The organism is Arthrobacter globiformis, from assembly GCF_030817195.1.
In the GTDB taxonomy this organism is placed as follows: domain Bacteria; phylum Actinomycetota; class Actinomycetes; order Actinomycetales; family Micrococcaceae; genus Arthrobacter; species Arthrobacter globiformis_D.
The window spans coordinates 1,673,518-1,688,021 of sequence record NZ_JAUSYZ010000001.1 but is presented as its reverse complement, the minus strand read 5'-3'; the positions used below and the strand labels follow the sequence as shown (position 1 = coordinate 1,688,021).

At 66.5% G+C, this 14,504-nt stretch carries 13 protein-coding genes and 1 tRNA gene; 3 read left to right on the top strand and 11 right to left on the bottom strand.

The features are described from left to right. From QF036_RS07685 to QF036_RS07675, 3 genes are read left to right on the top strand one after another with little or no spacing between them, the layout of a single operon-like run. Positions 1 to 969 carry a branched-chain amino acid ABC transporter permease gene (locus tag QF036_RS07685; protein ID WP_307100669.1) on the top strand — a complete coding sequence of 323 codons (969 nt, stop codon included), beginning with the start codon at positions 1 to 3 and terminating at the stop codon, positions 967 to 969. Next, a complete protein-coding gene (locus tag QF036_RS07680) occupies positions 966 to 2,045 on the top strand; it encodes an ABC transporter ATP-binding protein (RefSeq protein ID WP_307100666.1) in 1,080 nt (359 codons plus the stop codon). The genes QF036_RS07685 and QF036_RS07680 overlap by 4 nt, the downstream gene beginning before the upstream one ends. Further along, positions 2,042 to 2,812 carry an ABC transporter ATP-binding protein gene (locus QF036_RS07675; RefSeq protein ID WP_307100664.1) on the top strand — a complete coding sequence of 257 codons (771 nt, stop codon included), beginning with the start codon at positions 2,042 to 2,044 and terminating at the stop codon, positions 2,810 to 2,812. The genes QF036_RS07680 and QF036_RS07675 overlap by 4 nt, the downstream gene beginning before the upstream one ends. Positions 2,813 to 2,898: 86 nt before the next feature. On the opposite strand, the gene QF036_RS07670 is transcribed toward QF036_RS07675, so the two are convergent. From QF036_RS07670 to QF036_RS07620, 11 genes are all read right to left on the bottom strand, one after another. After that, entirely contained in the window at positions 2,899 to 4,245 is a 1,347-nt protein-coding gene (locus QF036_RS07670) for an ABC transporter substrate-binding protein (RefSeq protein WP_307100662.1), read from the bottom strand. A gap of 172 nt (positions 4,246 to 4,417) precedes the next feature. Next, positions 4,418 to 4,491 (bottom strand) — tRNA-Leu (locus tag QF036_RS07665). A 20-nt stretch (positions 4,492 to 4,511) separates the two neighbouring features. After that, positions 4,512 to 5,462 (bottom strand): N-acetyltransferase, encoded by a 951-nt coding sequence (locus QF036_RS07660; protein WP_307100660.1) that lies wholly within the window; start codon positions 5,460 to 5,462, stop codon positions 4,512 to 4,514. Between the two features lie 183 nt (positions 5,463 to 5,645). After that, positions 5,646 to 7,133, bottom strand: a complete 1,488-nt coding sequence (locus tag QF036_RS07655; protein ID WP_307100659.1) for an NAD(P)/FAD-dependent oxidoreductase — start codon at positions 7,131 to 7,133, stop codon at positions 5,646 to 5,648. 34 nt (positions 7,134 to 7,167) lie between these two features. Further along, the gene (locus QF036_RS07650; RefSeq protein WP_307100657.1) at positions 7,168 to 8,562 is read right to left on the bottom strand and encodes a S8 family serine peptidase; all 1,395 of its coding nucleotides are present in this window, start codon (positions 8,560 to 8,562) and stop codon (positions 7,168 to 7,170) included. A gap of 18 nt (positions 8,563 to 8,580) precedes the next feature. Beyond that, on the bottom strand, positions 8,581 to 9,537 hold the full coding sequence (locus QF036_RS07645; protein WP_307100654.1) for a Ppx/GppA phosphatase family protein: 957 nt from the start codon (positions 9,535 to 9,537) through the stop codon (positions 8,581 to 8,583). Continuing rightward, complete coding sequence (locus QF036_RS07640; RefSeq protein WP_307100652.1) at positions 9,534 to 10,253, bottom strand: DUF501 domain-containing protein; 720 nt, start codon at positions 10,251 to 10,253, stop codon at positions 9,534 to 9,536. Before QF036_RS07640 ends, QF036_RS07645 begins: the two co-directional genes overlap by 4 nt. Positions 10,254 to 10,328: 75 nt before the next feature. Continuing rightward, a complete protein-coding gene (locus QF036_RS07635) occupies positions 10,329 to 11,096 on the bottom strand; it encodes a septum formation initiator family protein (RefSeq protein WP_307100651.1) in 768 nt (255 codons plus the stop codon). A gap of 88 nt (positions 11,097 to 11,184) precedes the next feature. Next, positions 11,185 to 12,465, bottom strand: a complete 1,281-nt coding sequence (eno, locus tag QF036_RS07630; RefSeq protein WP_003798068.1) for a phosphopyruvate hydratase — start codon at positions 12,463 to 12,465, stop codon at positions 11,185 to 11,187. Positions 12,466 to 12,585: 120 nt separating this feature from the next. Further along, complete coding sequence (locus QF036_RS07625) at positions 12,586 to 13,290, bottom strand: MazG nucleotide pyrophosphohydrolase domain-containing protein (protein ID WP_373460109.1); 705 nt, start codon at positions 13,288 to 13,290, stop codon at positions 12,586 to 12,588. Continuing rightward, a complete protein-coding gene (locus QF036_RS07620; RefSeq protein WP_307100648.1) occupies positions 13,283 to 14,428 on the bottom strand; it encodes an adenosine deaminase in 1,146 nt (381 codons plus the stop codon). The genes QF036_RS07625 and QF036_RS07620 overlap by 8 nt, the downstream gene beginning before the upstream one ends. Positions 14,429 to 14,504 lie beyond the last annotated feature (76 nt).

Here is a 14,504-nt window from a genome sequence, read left to right as displayed (position 1 = left end):
ATGGACTTTGGATTCATCCTTTCCAGCGCAGCCAGTGAAATTTTCAGTCCGACGACGGCGGCGTACGCACTTGCCGCGCTCGGCCTCGCCGTGCACTTCGGCTACTCGGGCCTGCTGAACTTTGGCCAGGCCGGCTTCATGGCGGTCGGGGCCTACGGCTTCGCCATCTCCACACTCACCTTCCGGGTGCCCTTCTTTATCGGCCTCCTCATCGCCATCATCTGTTCCGTGCTTTTTGCGCTGGTGCTGGGCATTCCCACCCTCCGTCTACGGGCGGACTACCTGGCCATCGTCACCATCGCGGCGGCGGAAATCGTCCGCTATGTCGTCACCACCAACCAGCTCACCTCGGTGACCGGTTCAGCCAACGGGCTCGCCGCCTTCGAGGGCGGGTTCTATACGATGAACCCGTTCCCGGAGGGCTCCTACTTCGGCATGAACAACCGTGACTTCTTCATCCGGGTGGTGGGCTGGGGGCTCGTGGCCGTCGGCTGCGTGCTCGTGTGGCTCCTGATGCGCAGCCCCTGGGGCCGCGTGCTGAAAGGCATCCGCGAGGACGAGAACGCGGTGCGCTCACTCGGCAAGAACGTCTACGCCCACAAGATGCAGGCGCTGGTGATCGGCGGCACCTTCGGCGCACTGGCCGGGATGATCTTCACACTCCCCCGTGGCGCCGTGCAGCCCGCCAACTACGGCACCGAGCTGACGTTCTTCCTCTGGACCTGCCTGCTGCTAGGCGGCATGGCCACGGTCCTGGGGCCGGTGATCGGCGCCATGATCTTCTGGGTGGTCCTGTCCCTCACACAGGGCGTCCTGTACGGGCTGATCGAATCCGGCGCGGTGACCTGGCTGACCACTGTCCAGGCCGGCCAGCTGCGCTACATCCTGGTGGGCATCGCCCTGATGCTGCTGATGATTTTCAGGCCGCAGGGTGTCTTCGGCAATAAGAAGGAGCTGGCGTTCGCATGAGCAAGCACAGCGAAGAATCAATGGAAGCGGGCGTCGACTACATGACGGACGCCCGGCCGATCGCCGTCGGGGACAACACCCCCGGCTGCAAGAAGCGGGACGCGATCGTCGTCGCCGAAAACGTCACCCGCAGCTTCGGCGGCATCAACGCCGTCGACGTCGAATACCTGGAAATCCCGCGGCACAAGATCACCGCCCTGATCGGCCCCAACGGGGCCGGCAAGACCACCCTGTTCAACCTGCTCACCGGCTTTGACACACCGAACTCCGGCAAGTGGCAGTTCGAGGGCCAGAGCATCGCCGGGGTGTCCTCCTACAAGGTGGCCCGGATGGGGATGGTGCGCACGTTCCAGCTCACCAAGGTCATGGGCAAGCTGACCGTCATGGAAAACATGCGGCTCGGCGCGTCCAACCAGCCGGGCGAGAGGCTGTCCAAGGCCCTGTTCAAGAACATCTGGGGCGGCCGCGAAAAGGAAATCACCGAGCACGCCAACGTCCTGCTGGAGAAGTTCAAGCTCGACACCAAGAAGGACGACTACGCGGCGTCGCTCTCCGGCGGCCAGCGCAAGCTGCTGGAAATGGCCCGCTCCCTGATGGTCCGGCCCAAGCTGGTGATGCTGGATGAACCGATGGCAGGGGTCAACCCGGCACTGACGCAGTCGTTGCTGGATCACATCAAGAACCTGAAGTCCGAGGGCATGACCGTCCTCTTCGTGGAACACGACATGCACATGGTCCGGCACATCGCGGACTGGGTGGTGGTCATGGCCGAGGGCAAGATCGTGGCCGAGGGACCCCCGGTCGAGGTCATGAAGGACCCCGCCGTCATCGACGCCTACCTGGGCGCCCACCACGACGTCGATCTCGGCGACACCGAGGGCATCCGGGAACTGGAGCAGGAACTCGCGGCGGACGAGGAATCGATCGTCGGCACCGAGGACGCGGGCATCATCGCGGTGGACGTCGTGGTGCCCACGGTCACCGAAGCCGGCCCGGATACCCGACGCACAGACGAGGCCGGACGGACAGACGCCGGATCCACAGTTGTCGGCCAGCCAGAAAAGGACAAGGAATGAGTGCCACGAGCGCGGCCCCGGCCGCAAGCAGCGCAGCCGCGGACGGCGCCGTCGTCAAGGTCACCGATCTGGTGGCCGGCTACCTCCCCGGCGTCAACATCCTCAACGGGTGCAGCATCGAGGCCCGGAAGGGCGAACTGATCGGCATCATCGGCCCGAACGGGGCCGGCAAGTCCACACTGCTGAAAGCCATGTTCGGCCTGGTGAAGGTGCACTCCGGATCCGTGGTGGTCAGGGGCCAGGACCTCACGGGGCTCAAGGCGAACAAGCTGGTGACCCAGGGCGTTGGTTTCGTACCCCAGACCAACAACGTCTTCTCCACCCTCACCATCGAGGAAAACATGCAGATGGGCATGTTCCAGCGGCCCAAGGACTTCGCGGAGCGCTTCGACTTCGTCACCAGCCTTTTCCCGGAACTGGGTAAACGCCGGGCGCAGCGTGCGGGCTCGCTGTCCGGAGGCGAGCGGCAGATGGTGGCCATGGGGCGGGCCCTGATGATGGAGCCGGCAGTGCTGCTGCTGGACGAACCCTCGGCCGGCCTCTCCCCCGTCAAGCAGGATGAGACCTTCCTGCGCGTGCACGAGATCAACCGTGCCGGAGTATCCGTCATCATGGTGGAACAGAACGCCCGCCGCTGCCTGCAGATCTGCGACCGCGGCTACGTCCTGGACCAGGGCAGGGATGCGTACACCGGCACGGGCCGTGAGCTCATGAAGGACCCGAAGGTCATCCAGCTGTACCTCGGCACGCTGGCCGACGAGGACTAACTGCCCCGCAGAAGACACACAGAAGCCCCCGTCCGGCGGAACTGCTCCCCGGACGGGGGCTTCGTGTTGTGCGGCGGGAAGGCGGCTTACAGCTTGCCGAATTCCTCCCGGGCCGGCTTGTACTTGTTGTCGTCCTGGTACTCGTAGATGCCAATGGAGGCTTCCGTCGGGTCACCGGCGTCGGAGAAGGTCACCGGGCCGGACTCGCCGTCGTAGTCGATGTCCTTGCCGTTGCGGAGCAGCGTGACGCAGGACGCGAAGTCCGTGCACTTCTCGCCGCCCTCGGAAACTGCCTTGAGCTGCTTGGCGATCTCCGTGCCCTTGGTGCTCTTGGCGGCCTCAGCTGCCAGCGAGATCAGGTTGACGGCGTCGTAGGACTCACCGGCGTAGCTGTAGTCCTTCAGGGCGGGGTCGATGGCGAGGAGCTTCTTCTTGAAGTCCTCCTTGGCGAAGGTGCCGGGGATGGTTCCCTGTGCGCCCTTCAGCGTGCCGGCCTTGAAGTCCTTGCTGTAGTCGGACGTGTTGCCGTCCACCATGAACAGCTGCGTCGGCTTGATGCCCTTGCCCGTGATCAGCGGGACGATGCTCTTGGCCTGGTCAAAGGTGATCAGGGCAATGGCGTCCGGCTTGGCGGCGATGACCTTGTCCACCTGGCTGCTGAACTGCGAGTCGCCCTCGTTGAAGAGCTCTTCGGCCACAACCTGGCCACCGGCTGCTTCAAACGCGGACTTGACGTTCTTCGCCAGGCCCGTGCCGTAGGCGTCGTTCAGGACGATCATGCCTACCGTCTGGGCGCCACAGGTTGCCATGTAGTTGCCCAGCACCTTGCCTTGCAGCACGTCCGAGGGAGCCGTGCGCCAGTACAGGCCCTTGTCATCCCAGGTGGTGAAGTCCGGCGAGGTGTTTGCCGGGGAGAACTGGATGACGCCCGCGCCGGTGATCTGGTTGATCACGGTCTTGGACACACCCGAGGAGGCCGCACCGATGATGGCGCTGACACCCTGGCCGAGGAGTGCTGTGGTGGACTGGGTGGCGATGTCAGTCTTGGTGTCGCCGGAGTCACGGTGGGTGATCGAAACCGGCTTGCCGAGCACGCCGCCGGCGTCGTTGACTTCCTTGATGCCGAGGTTAACGCCGGCAATTTCGGGCGGGCCGAGGAACGCCAGCGACCCCGTCGTCGGCAGGAGCGATCCAAGTTTCAGCGGTGTGGGGGTGGTGGTGGTTGCTGCCGGCACACCGCCGGTCTCCGTGGAGGTGCTGGTTGCCCCGGCCGTGGCACTGGGGGCAGGGCACGCGATGCCGCCTGCCCCTGCGGAGGATTCGGTCGCGCTTGGAGTGGAACCGCCACCACAAGCCGTGGCCAGAAGGGCGACGCCGATGCTAAGCGCTGTGAGCTTAGCCACCCTGGGCGCCGCCTGGGGGAGTGAAATCATTTAGAGTCTCCTCGATCGAAAGGTGCGAACGGCCTTTGATGCGATTTTTGGTCAGGGGTTCCTGAGCTAAGTTCAAGCTAATCCAATTCGAGCGTGAACATAAGTGACTAAGGTCACATCCTCATAACACTCGTTGCATATTGGAACACCGGCGACGCGGAGGAGAAAGTTGTACCCCAGGTGGGACTCGAACCCACAACACGCGGATTTTAAGTCCGCTGCCTCTGCCAATTGGGCTACTGGGGCGCCCGGTCAATCGTATCGCCTCAGACGGCGGCCAAGGGCCCAGCGTACAGGAATGTGCCGTGGACCCCGCCCGGCCACAGCGCGAGGGGCAGCAGTTGGAAATGGTCGCCCCAGTTCCTGTCCGGCGCTTCTACGCCCAGGGACGACGCCGGAACGAAGCCGAACCGCGGGTAGTACTCGGTGCTTCCGAGCAGCGCGATGCCCTTCTCCCCCGCAGCGTTGGCACGGACAACGGTTTCGCGCATCAGCGCCGAGCCGATGCCGTGGCGCTGCAGCCGGGGCGTCACGCCGATGGGCCCCAGCCCCAGCAGCTCAAGGTCATCCACCCAGGCGCGGGTGCTGATCACGTGCCCGACGATTTCGCCGTCGAGTTCTGCGACGATGCTGAACTCGGGCAGGTATTCCTCGGCGACGAACAGCTCGCGGAGAATCTTAACCTCAACAGGCTCCCCCACCACGGGCAGGCCAGTGACCGGGGAAACGGCGAACGCATCGGCGGTCAGGGCAAGGAGGTCGTCTCGGTCCCCGGGCTGTTCGCTGCGCAGGATCACTTCCCGCACCGGTTCGGGCTCGGAGGCGTTGGCGGCTGAGAGCTCGGCCAGGACCTCCAGCGCCCGCGCCGAGTCAGCCACCGGCACCAGGAGATGGTCGTGGTGGAAGCCGGCGAGAACGTTGCAGCTGATCCGGGCCTGGGTCAGTGCCCTGCTGACGGCCGCCGTCAGGCCCACCGCTTCCAGGGCCGAGTGGACCTCAAGGGTGATCCATGCGGCCACGAAATCGTAAGACAAGTCCAGCGCGTCCGCTTCGGCCCGGGGCAGGACCACAGTGAGCCCCTCGGCCTCGCGGACGGCGGCCTCGACGTGCCCCGCCAGCGGCTTGCCGTGCGGCCAGAGAACGTAGACGTACTCCCCTTCCCGGAGCGCCGGACGCATCGAGGCAAGGAGAGTTTGGAGGTTCTTTTCACCCGTCATGGAGCCAGTCTATGTGGGCACCCTGCCGTTCCCGGGAGGATGCACCAGGGTAGACCGCCCCGCCTGGGGAAACGCGAAAGCGGCCGTTCCCCAAAAGGGAACGGCCGCCGTCGTCGTATTAGGGGCCACCGCCGCCGAGGGTTCCCTGGCTGAGCGGAGCGAAGCGAGGGAGGCGGTGGGGACCTACTTGGCCTCAGCCTTGACGGGATCCTTGGCGCCGCCCTGAGGGGCGTCGGCGGACTTCTCAGCAGCCTTCTCCGCCGGTGCGGCCGCAGCCGGAGCGGCGGGAGCAGCGGGCTTGGGCGCCGGGGTGGCGGCGGCCACGAAGGCGCCGCGCGGGTTGTCCAGGTCCAGCAGCTGGGTGGTGTCGCGGCCCGCGAAGAAGCTCAGGATCCAGTTGAAGATCACGCGGAACTTGCGCTCGAACGTCGGCATGGCCATGCCGTGGTAGCCGCGGTGAGCCAGCCAGGCGAGGGGGCCCTTGAGCCCGATGCGGCCGAGCAGATTGATGTTGGCAACACCCTTCCACTCGCCGAAGCCGGCCACAGCACCGAGGTTCTTGTGCTTGTAGTCCACCAGCGGCTTGTCCCAGCGGGAAGCCCACAGGTTCTTGGCAAGGCGCTTAGCCTGGCGCAGGGCGTGCTGGGCGTTGGGAACGCAGGTGCCGTCCGGCAGGCCGCCGCCCGTGAGGTCGGGAACCGCGGCGATGTCACCGGCAGCCCAGGCGTTGTCGATGATGCCTTCGTCGCCCGAGATGCGCAGGTCCGGCAGGACGCGGACGCGGCCGCGGGGCTCCAGCGGGAAGTCGGTGGAGCGGACCATCGGGTTCGCCTGCACACCGGCGGTCCACACGAGGGTGTCGGACTCGAATTCCTGGGCCAGCGTCTTGTCCGGCAGGTTGATGAGCCTGAGGGCGCCCTCGGCGTTGTCCAGCGAGGTGTTCAGCAGGACTTCGATGCCGCGGCTGCGGAGGTGCTCCACAACCCACTCGGCCTGCTTCGCGGTGACCTCGGGCATGATGCGGCCCATGGCCTCGACGAGGACGAAGCGGACTTCCTCCTGCTTGACGCGCGGGTTGTTCTTGACGGCCGCGCGGGCGAGGTCTTCCATTTCGGTGATGCACTCGATGCCGGCGAAGCCGCCGCCCACCACCACGAAGGTCAGGGCGCGGGCGCGTTCGGCGGGGTCGGTCATGGTGGAGCCGACCTCGATGCGGTCAAGGACCTTGTTGCGCAGTGCAACGGCTTCCTCGATGGTCTTCAGGCCGATGCCCTTGTCCGCCAGGCCCGTGATGGGGAACGTGCGGGTGATGGCGCCGGCGGAAAGCACGACGTCGAAGTACGGCACCTCGAAGTTGTCGCCACCGTCAGCCGGGGCAACCACGGCCGTACGGTTGGCGTGGTCGATAGATACGACGCGGCCCTGGATGAGCTCGGTCTGCTTGAGGTGCTGGCGGTGCGAGACCACTGCGTGGCGGGCCTCGATGTTTCCGCCGGCAACTTCCGGCAGGAAGGGCTGGTAGGTCATGTAGGGCAGCGGATCAACGACGGTGACGATGCCGCCTGCGTTCGCGATCTTCTTCTGCAGTTTGAGGGCTACGTAAAGGCCGACGTACCCGCCGCCGACGACGAGCACACGCGGACGATCCTGGAGCTGTGGGGTGGTTGCCATAACTCCAGAGTACAGTACTTTGTGAAAATCTTCACTAACTTCGCCGGTGGGCCGGTTCCACCTTTGTCACCGCGCCCGTTTCCGGCTCCTCCACTCCCCCGCCGGAGGCCCGGTAGGCCCGCCGGAGCTGGACCGCGCCGGCCACAATAATGGCTATGAAAAGCGCGCCGAACCCGATGACCACCGCGGCCGGCAAGGCACTGTCCAGCTGCGACGGCGGCACCGCAACCGGCACGGTCGCCTTGGGCAGCGTGGCTTCGGTGGTGGGTGCCGGGGTCGTCGGCTCGGGAGCGGGCGTGGCGAGGTTCCCGCGCCGGTGGACGCGGATCCAGTCCGCGATGGAACCCAGCGGGTTGGACTTCGTCTCGGCCACATCGTCCTTGAGGGCCGCCTCCGCATTGAGGACGCCGAAGCCGTACAGCGGGTCCTTGCCCGGCGCGCCCTCGTCCTTGGCGGTGGAGACGATTCTGTTGATGACCTGCTTGGCGCTCATCTCGGGCCACTTGGAGCGGATCAGCGCGGCAACGCCGGAGACGATGGGGGTGGCACCGGACGTGCCGGCCCATTCCGCGTAGCTGCCACCCGGCAGTCCGCCGGCGAGCTTCTCCGCAGGTGCTGCCACTCCAATGCTGATGCCCTGGGAGGAGGAATCGGTGCTGGCCTGTCCGTTCAGGTCCAGGCCCGCCACGGTCAGCACGCCGGGAATGGTGGCCGGAGCCCCCACCTGGACGTTGCCGCCCACCCGGTTGCCGGCCGCGGCCACGATGACCACGTCCTTCTGCTCGGCGTACAGGAAGGCGGCGTCCCAGCTCTGCGGCCACTCAGGCGACGTGCTGCCCAGCGAAATGTTGATGACCTTGGCGCCGTTGTCCACCGCCCAGCGCACGGCCTCCGGGATCTGGTCCTGGTCGCTCTTGCCGCCGGGGTTGGCCGATCCCAGCCAGGTGGATACGGAGAGGATCTGCGCCTCGGGTGCCACGCCCATGATGCCGTCCGGCAGGGCTTTGGAGGCCGTTGCGGTGGCGCTCGGGGAAGGCTTCGCGCTGGCCGTCGTCTTCTTCGCCGGCTGGTGTCCGCGGCCCGCGAGCATGGTGGCCACCAGCGTGCCGTGCTCGGGCTTAGCACCGATGCTCTTCTCGCCGTCGGGGGCGCCGGCACCGGAGACGTCATGGCCGCCGGCCAGCACGCCCTTGAGATCGGGGTGGCCGCCGTCCACGCCGCTGTCGATGACAGCTACCTTCACGTTGGCGCCTTTGGAGACCTCCCACGCCTTGGTGATGCCGGCTTCCTTGAGCCAGTACTCCTTCTCGCGCCAGGAGTCGGCCTGCGCGGCCGGTGCGGTGGCGACGGCGGACGCGGCGATGCCACCGGCAAGCACCGCGGACAGAAGGGCCGAGACCGTCCGGCGAAGCCGGGCTGTTGAGGTCATTGAGGATCCAATACTCGGTTAACTTGGTGCCTCGGCACTCAGGGCAATTCCATCAAGAATATCGTGCTCGCTCGCGGTGGCCGTAATTATGCTGCCGCCGCTGAGCTCGCCCATGCGGGTGAGGATGCGCCGCCAGACCAGCGCGCCGGCGCCAATGACGTCTACCCGGCCGGGGTGCATGTACGGCAGTTCGGCCCGCTGCGCCCGGGGCATCTGCAGCAGGTCGGTGGCCGCGGCCTGGATGGCGGAAATGGACAGTTCGGCGCCGTGGATGGCGTGGGGCAGGTATTCGGGCAGCTTGAGCGCGTGTGCCGTGATGGTGGTGATTGAGCCGGCAACCCCGACGACGGCGGTGCTGCGTTCCAGCGGAACGTCCAGTTTCGCTTCGGCAATGGCGGCGTCGACGTCGGCCTCCGCGGCGGCGATCTGTTCGGCCGTGGGCGGATCCGATGTGAGGTGGCGCTCGGTCAGCCGGACACAGCCGATGTCCACGGACTTCGCGGCGATCACGCCGTTGGCGTCACCGAGCACAAACTCCGTGCTGCCGCCCCCCAGGTCCACTACCAGGATCTTGTCCTCAGCCGAAATAGGCAGCACACTGCTGGCGCCGGCGAAGGAAAGCGCGGCTTCCTCGTGGCCGGTGATCACCTCGGGCTCCACGCCGATGAGGTTCCGGATGCCGTCCACGAAGACCTGGCGGTTCCGGGCGTCCCGACTGGCCGAGGTGGCCACGAAGCGGACTTTCCGGGCCTGGTACTCGCGGATGAGCGCGGCGTAGTCAGCCGTGGCCGCGAAGGTGCGCTCCAGCGCTTCGGGCGCCAGCTCGCCGGTGGCGTCGACGCCCTGGCCAAGCCGCACCACGCGCATTTCACGCACGATGTCGGTGAGCTTGGTGGCCCCGTTGCTGCGGTCAATGTCGGCGATGAGCAGGCGGATGGAGTTGGTTCCGCAGTCGATGGCGGCCACCCGGGTCATGCGCCTGCCTCCGTTGTGGTTGCGCCGGTGGTGTCTGTGGCGTGGGCGTCCGTTGCGGTTGCCTCAGTCCTGGATTTGCGGACGGGGGCAGGCCGGCCGACGATGTCCGGCAGCCCCTGCGGGCCGTGGCGGCTGAGGTCCCGGGAAGGTGCCTCGCCGGCCGTGTCCCAGGCGCCGTCGCAGTAGCAGCGGTCGGCGGTCCACCATTCGCTGATGGCCGCGATGGCCTCGTCGCCCAGCGGATTGACGTCCGGCCCGGCGGCCAGCGAGTGTCCCACCAGGACGTGCAGGCACTTGACGCGGGTGGGCATGCCGCCGGCAGAGACGCCGTCGATCTCCGGGACGTCACCGATGCCCGAGCGTGCCCCGATCTCGGCGCGGGCAGCCAGGTAGGCCTCGTGGGCCTTCCGGTAAGAGGCCGCCAAAGACTCGTCGGCGGCAAGCCGGTCATTCATCTCGTTCATGAGGCCGCCGGCCTCCAGCCGGGAGACCGCCGACGTGATGACGGGGTGGGTCAGGTAGAACGTGGTGGGGAAGGGTGTCCCGTTGCTGAGGCGCGGGGATGTTGCCGCCACGAGCGGGTTCCCGCAGACGCAGCGCGCCGGGATTTCCACAACGTCACGCACCGGCCTCCCCAGCTGGCGGCTGAGCACATCGAGATCCTGCGCTGATGGCTGCCGGGATTCACCGGGGGCGGTTGCCGTGTTGTCGTCCACTGGCGTGGCCGTCCTTCCTGCCCGGATCTGGCTGCCCCGAAATTCCGGTGGACAGTCCCGCGGCGGGCGCCGCTCCTAGTCTGTTGCCGAGCGCCTGATGGACTCCCAGAGGGAATCCACCCAAGGCACGTCGGCGGGGTCTTGTGTTTCTGCTGCACTGGGCTGGCTGCCTGATGCGCCGGCCGGCAGGTCGCTGCCGAACACCCAGTAACCGGTCTCTCCCGGCATAACCATGTTAATGCGGTCCCGGGCCTGCTGCTTGACGTAGTTGGGATCCTGCCAGCGCGAGACCTGCCGTTTGAGGTTGTCCTGGCTCGACTTGCTGTCCGCGATGTCCGACTCCAGGGCAGCAATTTCCGCCCGCTTGTCGATGAAGATCTTCACCGTCGGGGCCAGCATGATGGTGATGGCAACCATCACCACGGCCAGCGCCAGCATGCGCCCGGAAAACGCCTTGGCGGGAACGGGATCCAGGTTCTCTTCCTCGGCCGCAACGGCTGATGACCCGGACTTTCCCCGGCTGTTCCCGGCGCTGCCAGGCTTTCCGGTGGTCCCCTTGGTACCGGCGCCGGACTTCGGGCCGGCCTTGGAACCCGGCCCGGGCTTGGTCCCGGCCTTGGTGCCAGCGCCAGTCCTGGGAGCGCCACTCTTGGTACCGGCGTCGTTGGCGCTGCCCGGTGCTTTCGCCGCCGTCCCTGAGTGTCCCGTCCCGGATTCATGGGTGGCCGTGGCCGGACGCGGACCGCCGAAGTCCGCCTGGATGACGTCTCCCCCGGCCGATCCGGCGGAGGACTGCTGTGCTGGTGGGGTCACCCGGGGAACTTTGGGACGGCGGGTAGCCATGACACTCCTGTAACGTGTGGGCGCCTAAAACAAAACCGGTGGCTATGGTCTTTCCACCATAGCCACCGGTCAGCTGTTTCTTGGGCTACTAGGCCTTGAAACGCGGGAACGCGCTGCGGCCGGCGTAGCGTGCGGCGTCGTCGAGTTCCTCTTCGATGCGCAGCAACTGGTTGTACTTGGCAACGCGCTCGGAGCGGGCCGGGGCACCGGTCTTGATCTGCCCGGCGTTGGTGGCAACGGCGATGTCGGCGATCGTGGTGTCTTCGGTCTCGCCCGAGCGGTGCGAGGTGATGGTGGTGTAACCGGAGCGCTGGGCCAGGGAAACGGCGTCCAGGGTTTCGGTCAGGGAGCCAATCTGGTTGACCTTGACCAGCAGGGAGTTGGCCGTGGCCGCGTCGATGCCCTGCTGCAGGCGCTCGGGGTTGGTGACGAACAGGTCGTCACCAACCAGCTGGACCTTGTCACCGATGGTGTCGGTGAGGATCTTCCAGCCTTCCCAGTCGTTCTCGTCCAGCGGGTCCTCGATGGAAACCAGCGGGTAGTCGGCAACGAGTTCGGCGTAGTAGGCGCTCATCTCGGCGGCGCTCAGGGCCTTGCCCTCGAACTGGTAGGCACCGTCCTTGAAGAACTCGGAGGAGGCGACGTCCAGGGCCAGGGCGATATCGGTGCCCGGGGTGTAGCCGGCGTTCTGGATGGCTTCCTGGATCAGGTCCAGGGCAGCGCGGTTGGACGGCAGGTTCGGAGCGAAGCCGCCCTCGTCGCCGAGGCCGGTGGAGAGGCCCTTCTGCTGCAGCACGGACTTGAGGTTGTGGTAAACCTCAACGCCCCAGCGCAGGCCCTCAGAGAAGGTCTCGGCGCCGATCGGGGCGATCATGAATTCCTGGATGTCGACGTCGGAATCCGCGTGCGAGCCGCCGTTGAGGATGTTCATCAGCGGAACGGGCAGGACGTGGGCGTTCGGGCCGCCCAGGTACTTGTAGAGCGGCAGGTCAGCGGAGGCTGCTGCGGCGTTGGCAACGGCCAAGGAGACGCCCAGGATGGCGTTGGCGCCCAGCTTGGCCTTGTTGGCGGTGCCGTCCAGGTCGATCATGGCCTGGTCGATGCTGCGCTGGTCGGTGGCGTCAAAGCCGGTCAGGGCCGGTGCGATCTGGTCGATGACGGCGTCAACGGCCTTCTGGACACCCTTGCCGAGGTAGCGGCCCTTGTCGCCGTCGCGCAGTTCTACTGCTTCGTGCTCGCCGGTGGAGGCACCGGACGGAACGGCAGCGCGGCCGATCTGGCCGTCGGAGAGGAGAACTTCAACTTCGACGGTGGGGTTGCCACGGGAATCGAGGATCTCGCGGGCGTGGATGGCATCGATAAGCGCCATGGATTTGCTCCTTATGGGCAATTTACTGGGGAACTTTAGCGGAAAATCTCGACGTCCTCGTCTGGGACTAGCGTAGTCGAGAGTGGTGCACGTTACGGAAACCTATCCAGAACCCGGACGTCATGATCCGGGAGCGGAAGTTTCCGGGTGGCGGTTCTGGTACCGCCGGACGGCCCCGCGGAGGGCACGTTCGGCGTCGAACCCCCTGGTCCTGGCAGAACGGACGACGGCGAGCAGCAGCTCGCCGAGTTCGGCTTCGGTCTCTATTGTGTCGGCGAGCTTGGTTTCGGCGGGCTTGGTTTCGACGGGCCTGGTTTCGGCGGGCTCAACCAGCGGCAGTCCGGCCCGTTCGGCCCGGTCAAGGGTTTTCTGGGCCTGGGCCAGTGCCGGCAGTGCCACCGGAATGCCTTCGAAGGGCGTGCTGCGCTCCGGGCTTTCGGCCTTTTTCACGGCATCCCACTTGAGCACGATCTCTTCCACCGTGGCGGGAAAGGAGTCCTGAAGGGAACCGTCCGGACGGAACACGTGGGGGTTGCGTCGGATCATCTTCCCGGTGAGGCCACGCACGACGTCGCCGAAGCCGAACACGCCGCGTTCCTCGGCGAGCCGGGCGTGCAGCACCACCTGGAGCAGCACATCACCCAGCTCGCCTTTCAGGTCAGCCTCATCCGCACCGGTCTCGATGGTCTCGGCCACTTCATAGGCCTCCTCCAGCAGGTACTCCACGAGTGACTCGTGGGTGAGGGCGCCCATCCACGGGCAGTGCTCGCGGAGGGCGGCAACCACCCCCAACAGCTCCCCCACCGGGTCGGGGCTTTCAGCCAAGGTCGCCGTACGCGTCGTTGATGTACTCCACGAGGGCTTCCTTTTCCTCGAGGGGCAGGAAGGAGGCCTCGGCGGCGTTGAGCGTGAGCTCCAGCAGGTCGTCGAGGTCGTAGTCGAAGGTTTCCACCAGCAGCTCGAACTCGTCGGTGAGCGTCACGCCGCTCATGAGCCGGTTGTCGGTGTTGATGGTCACGTTGAAGCCCAGCTGGTACAGCATGTCCAGCGGGTGGCTCTCAATGCCCTCACCGAAGGCGGCAATGGCGCCGGTCTGCAGGTTCGAGGACGGGCAGATTTCCAGCGCGATGCCGCGGTCGCGGATCCAGCTGGACAGGTTGCCCAGGGTGACCAGGCCGATGTTGTCGCTGTCCTCGTCGTCGGCGTCGTCCTCGTCGAACTCCACCATGATGTCCTCGGCGATGCGGACACCGTGGCCCAGGCGCAGGGCCCGGCCGTCAACCAGGGCGGACTGGATGCTGTCCAGTCCGGCTGCTTCGCCGGCGTGCACGGTGGCCGGGAAGTTGTTTTCGGCCAGGTATGTGAAGGCGTCCCGGAAGCGCGAGGGCAGGAAGCCGTCTTCGGCGCCGGCGATGTCGAACCCTACGGCGCCCTTGTCGCGGTGCCGAACGGCGAGTTCGGCGATTTCCTGGCCGCGGTCGGCGTGGCGCATGGCCGTGATCAGCTGGCCCACCTGGATCTCGCGGCCGGTCTCGGCCACGGCCTCCACGCCGGCTTCGAGGCCTTCCTGGACCGCCTCGACAACCTCGTCCAGCGTCAGTCCCTTCTGGAGGTGCTGCTCAGGCGCCCAGCGCACTTCGCCGTACACCACGCCGTCGTCCGCCAGATCCTCCACGAACTCCTTGGCGACGCGGAACAGACCCTCTTTGGTCTGCATGACGGCGACCGTGTGGTCGAACGTCTCCAGGTAGCGGACCAGCGAGCCGGAGTCGGCGGATTCGCGGAACCATTCGCCCAGCGCGGTCGGGTCGGTGGACGGGAGGCTGTGCCCCACCGCCTCCGCCAGCTCAATGATGGTGGCAGGGCGCAGGCCGCCGTCAAGGTGGTCGTGAAGGGATACCTTGGGCAGGCTCTTCAGGTCGAAGTCAAGGGCAGGGGCGGCATCAACGATTGGCTCAGTCACGTACCAACTCTAGGGTTGGACCGGCAGCAAAGCCAACGCGCTGGCTGCATGGGGATGGGCGGCGAGCAAGTCCGCT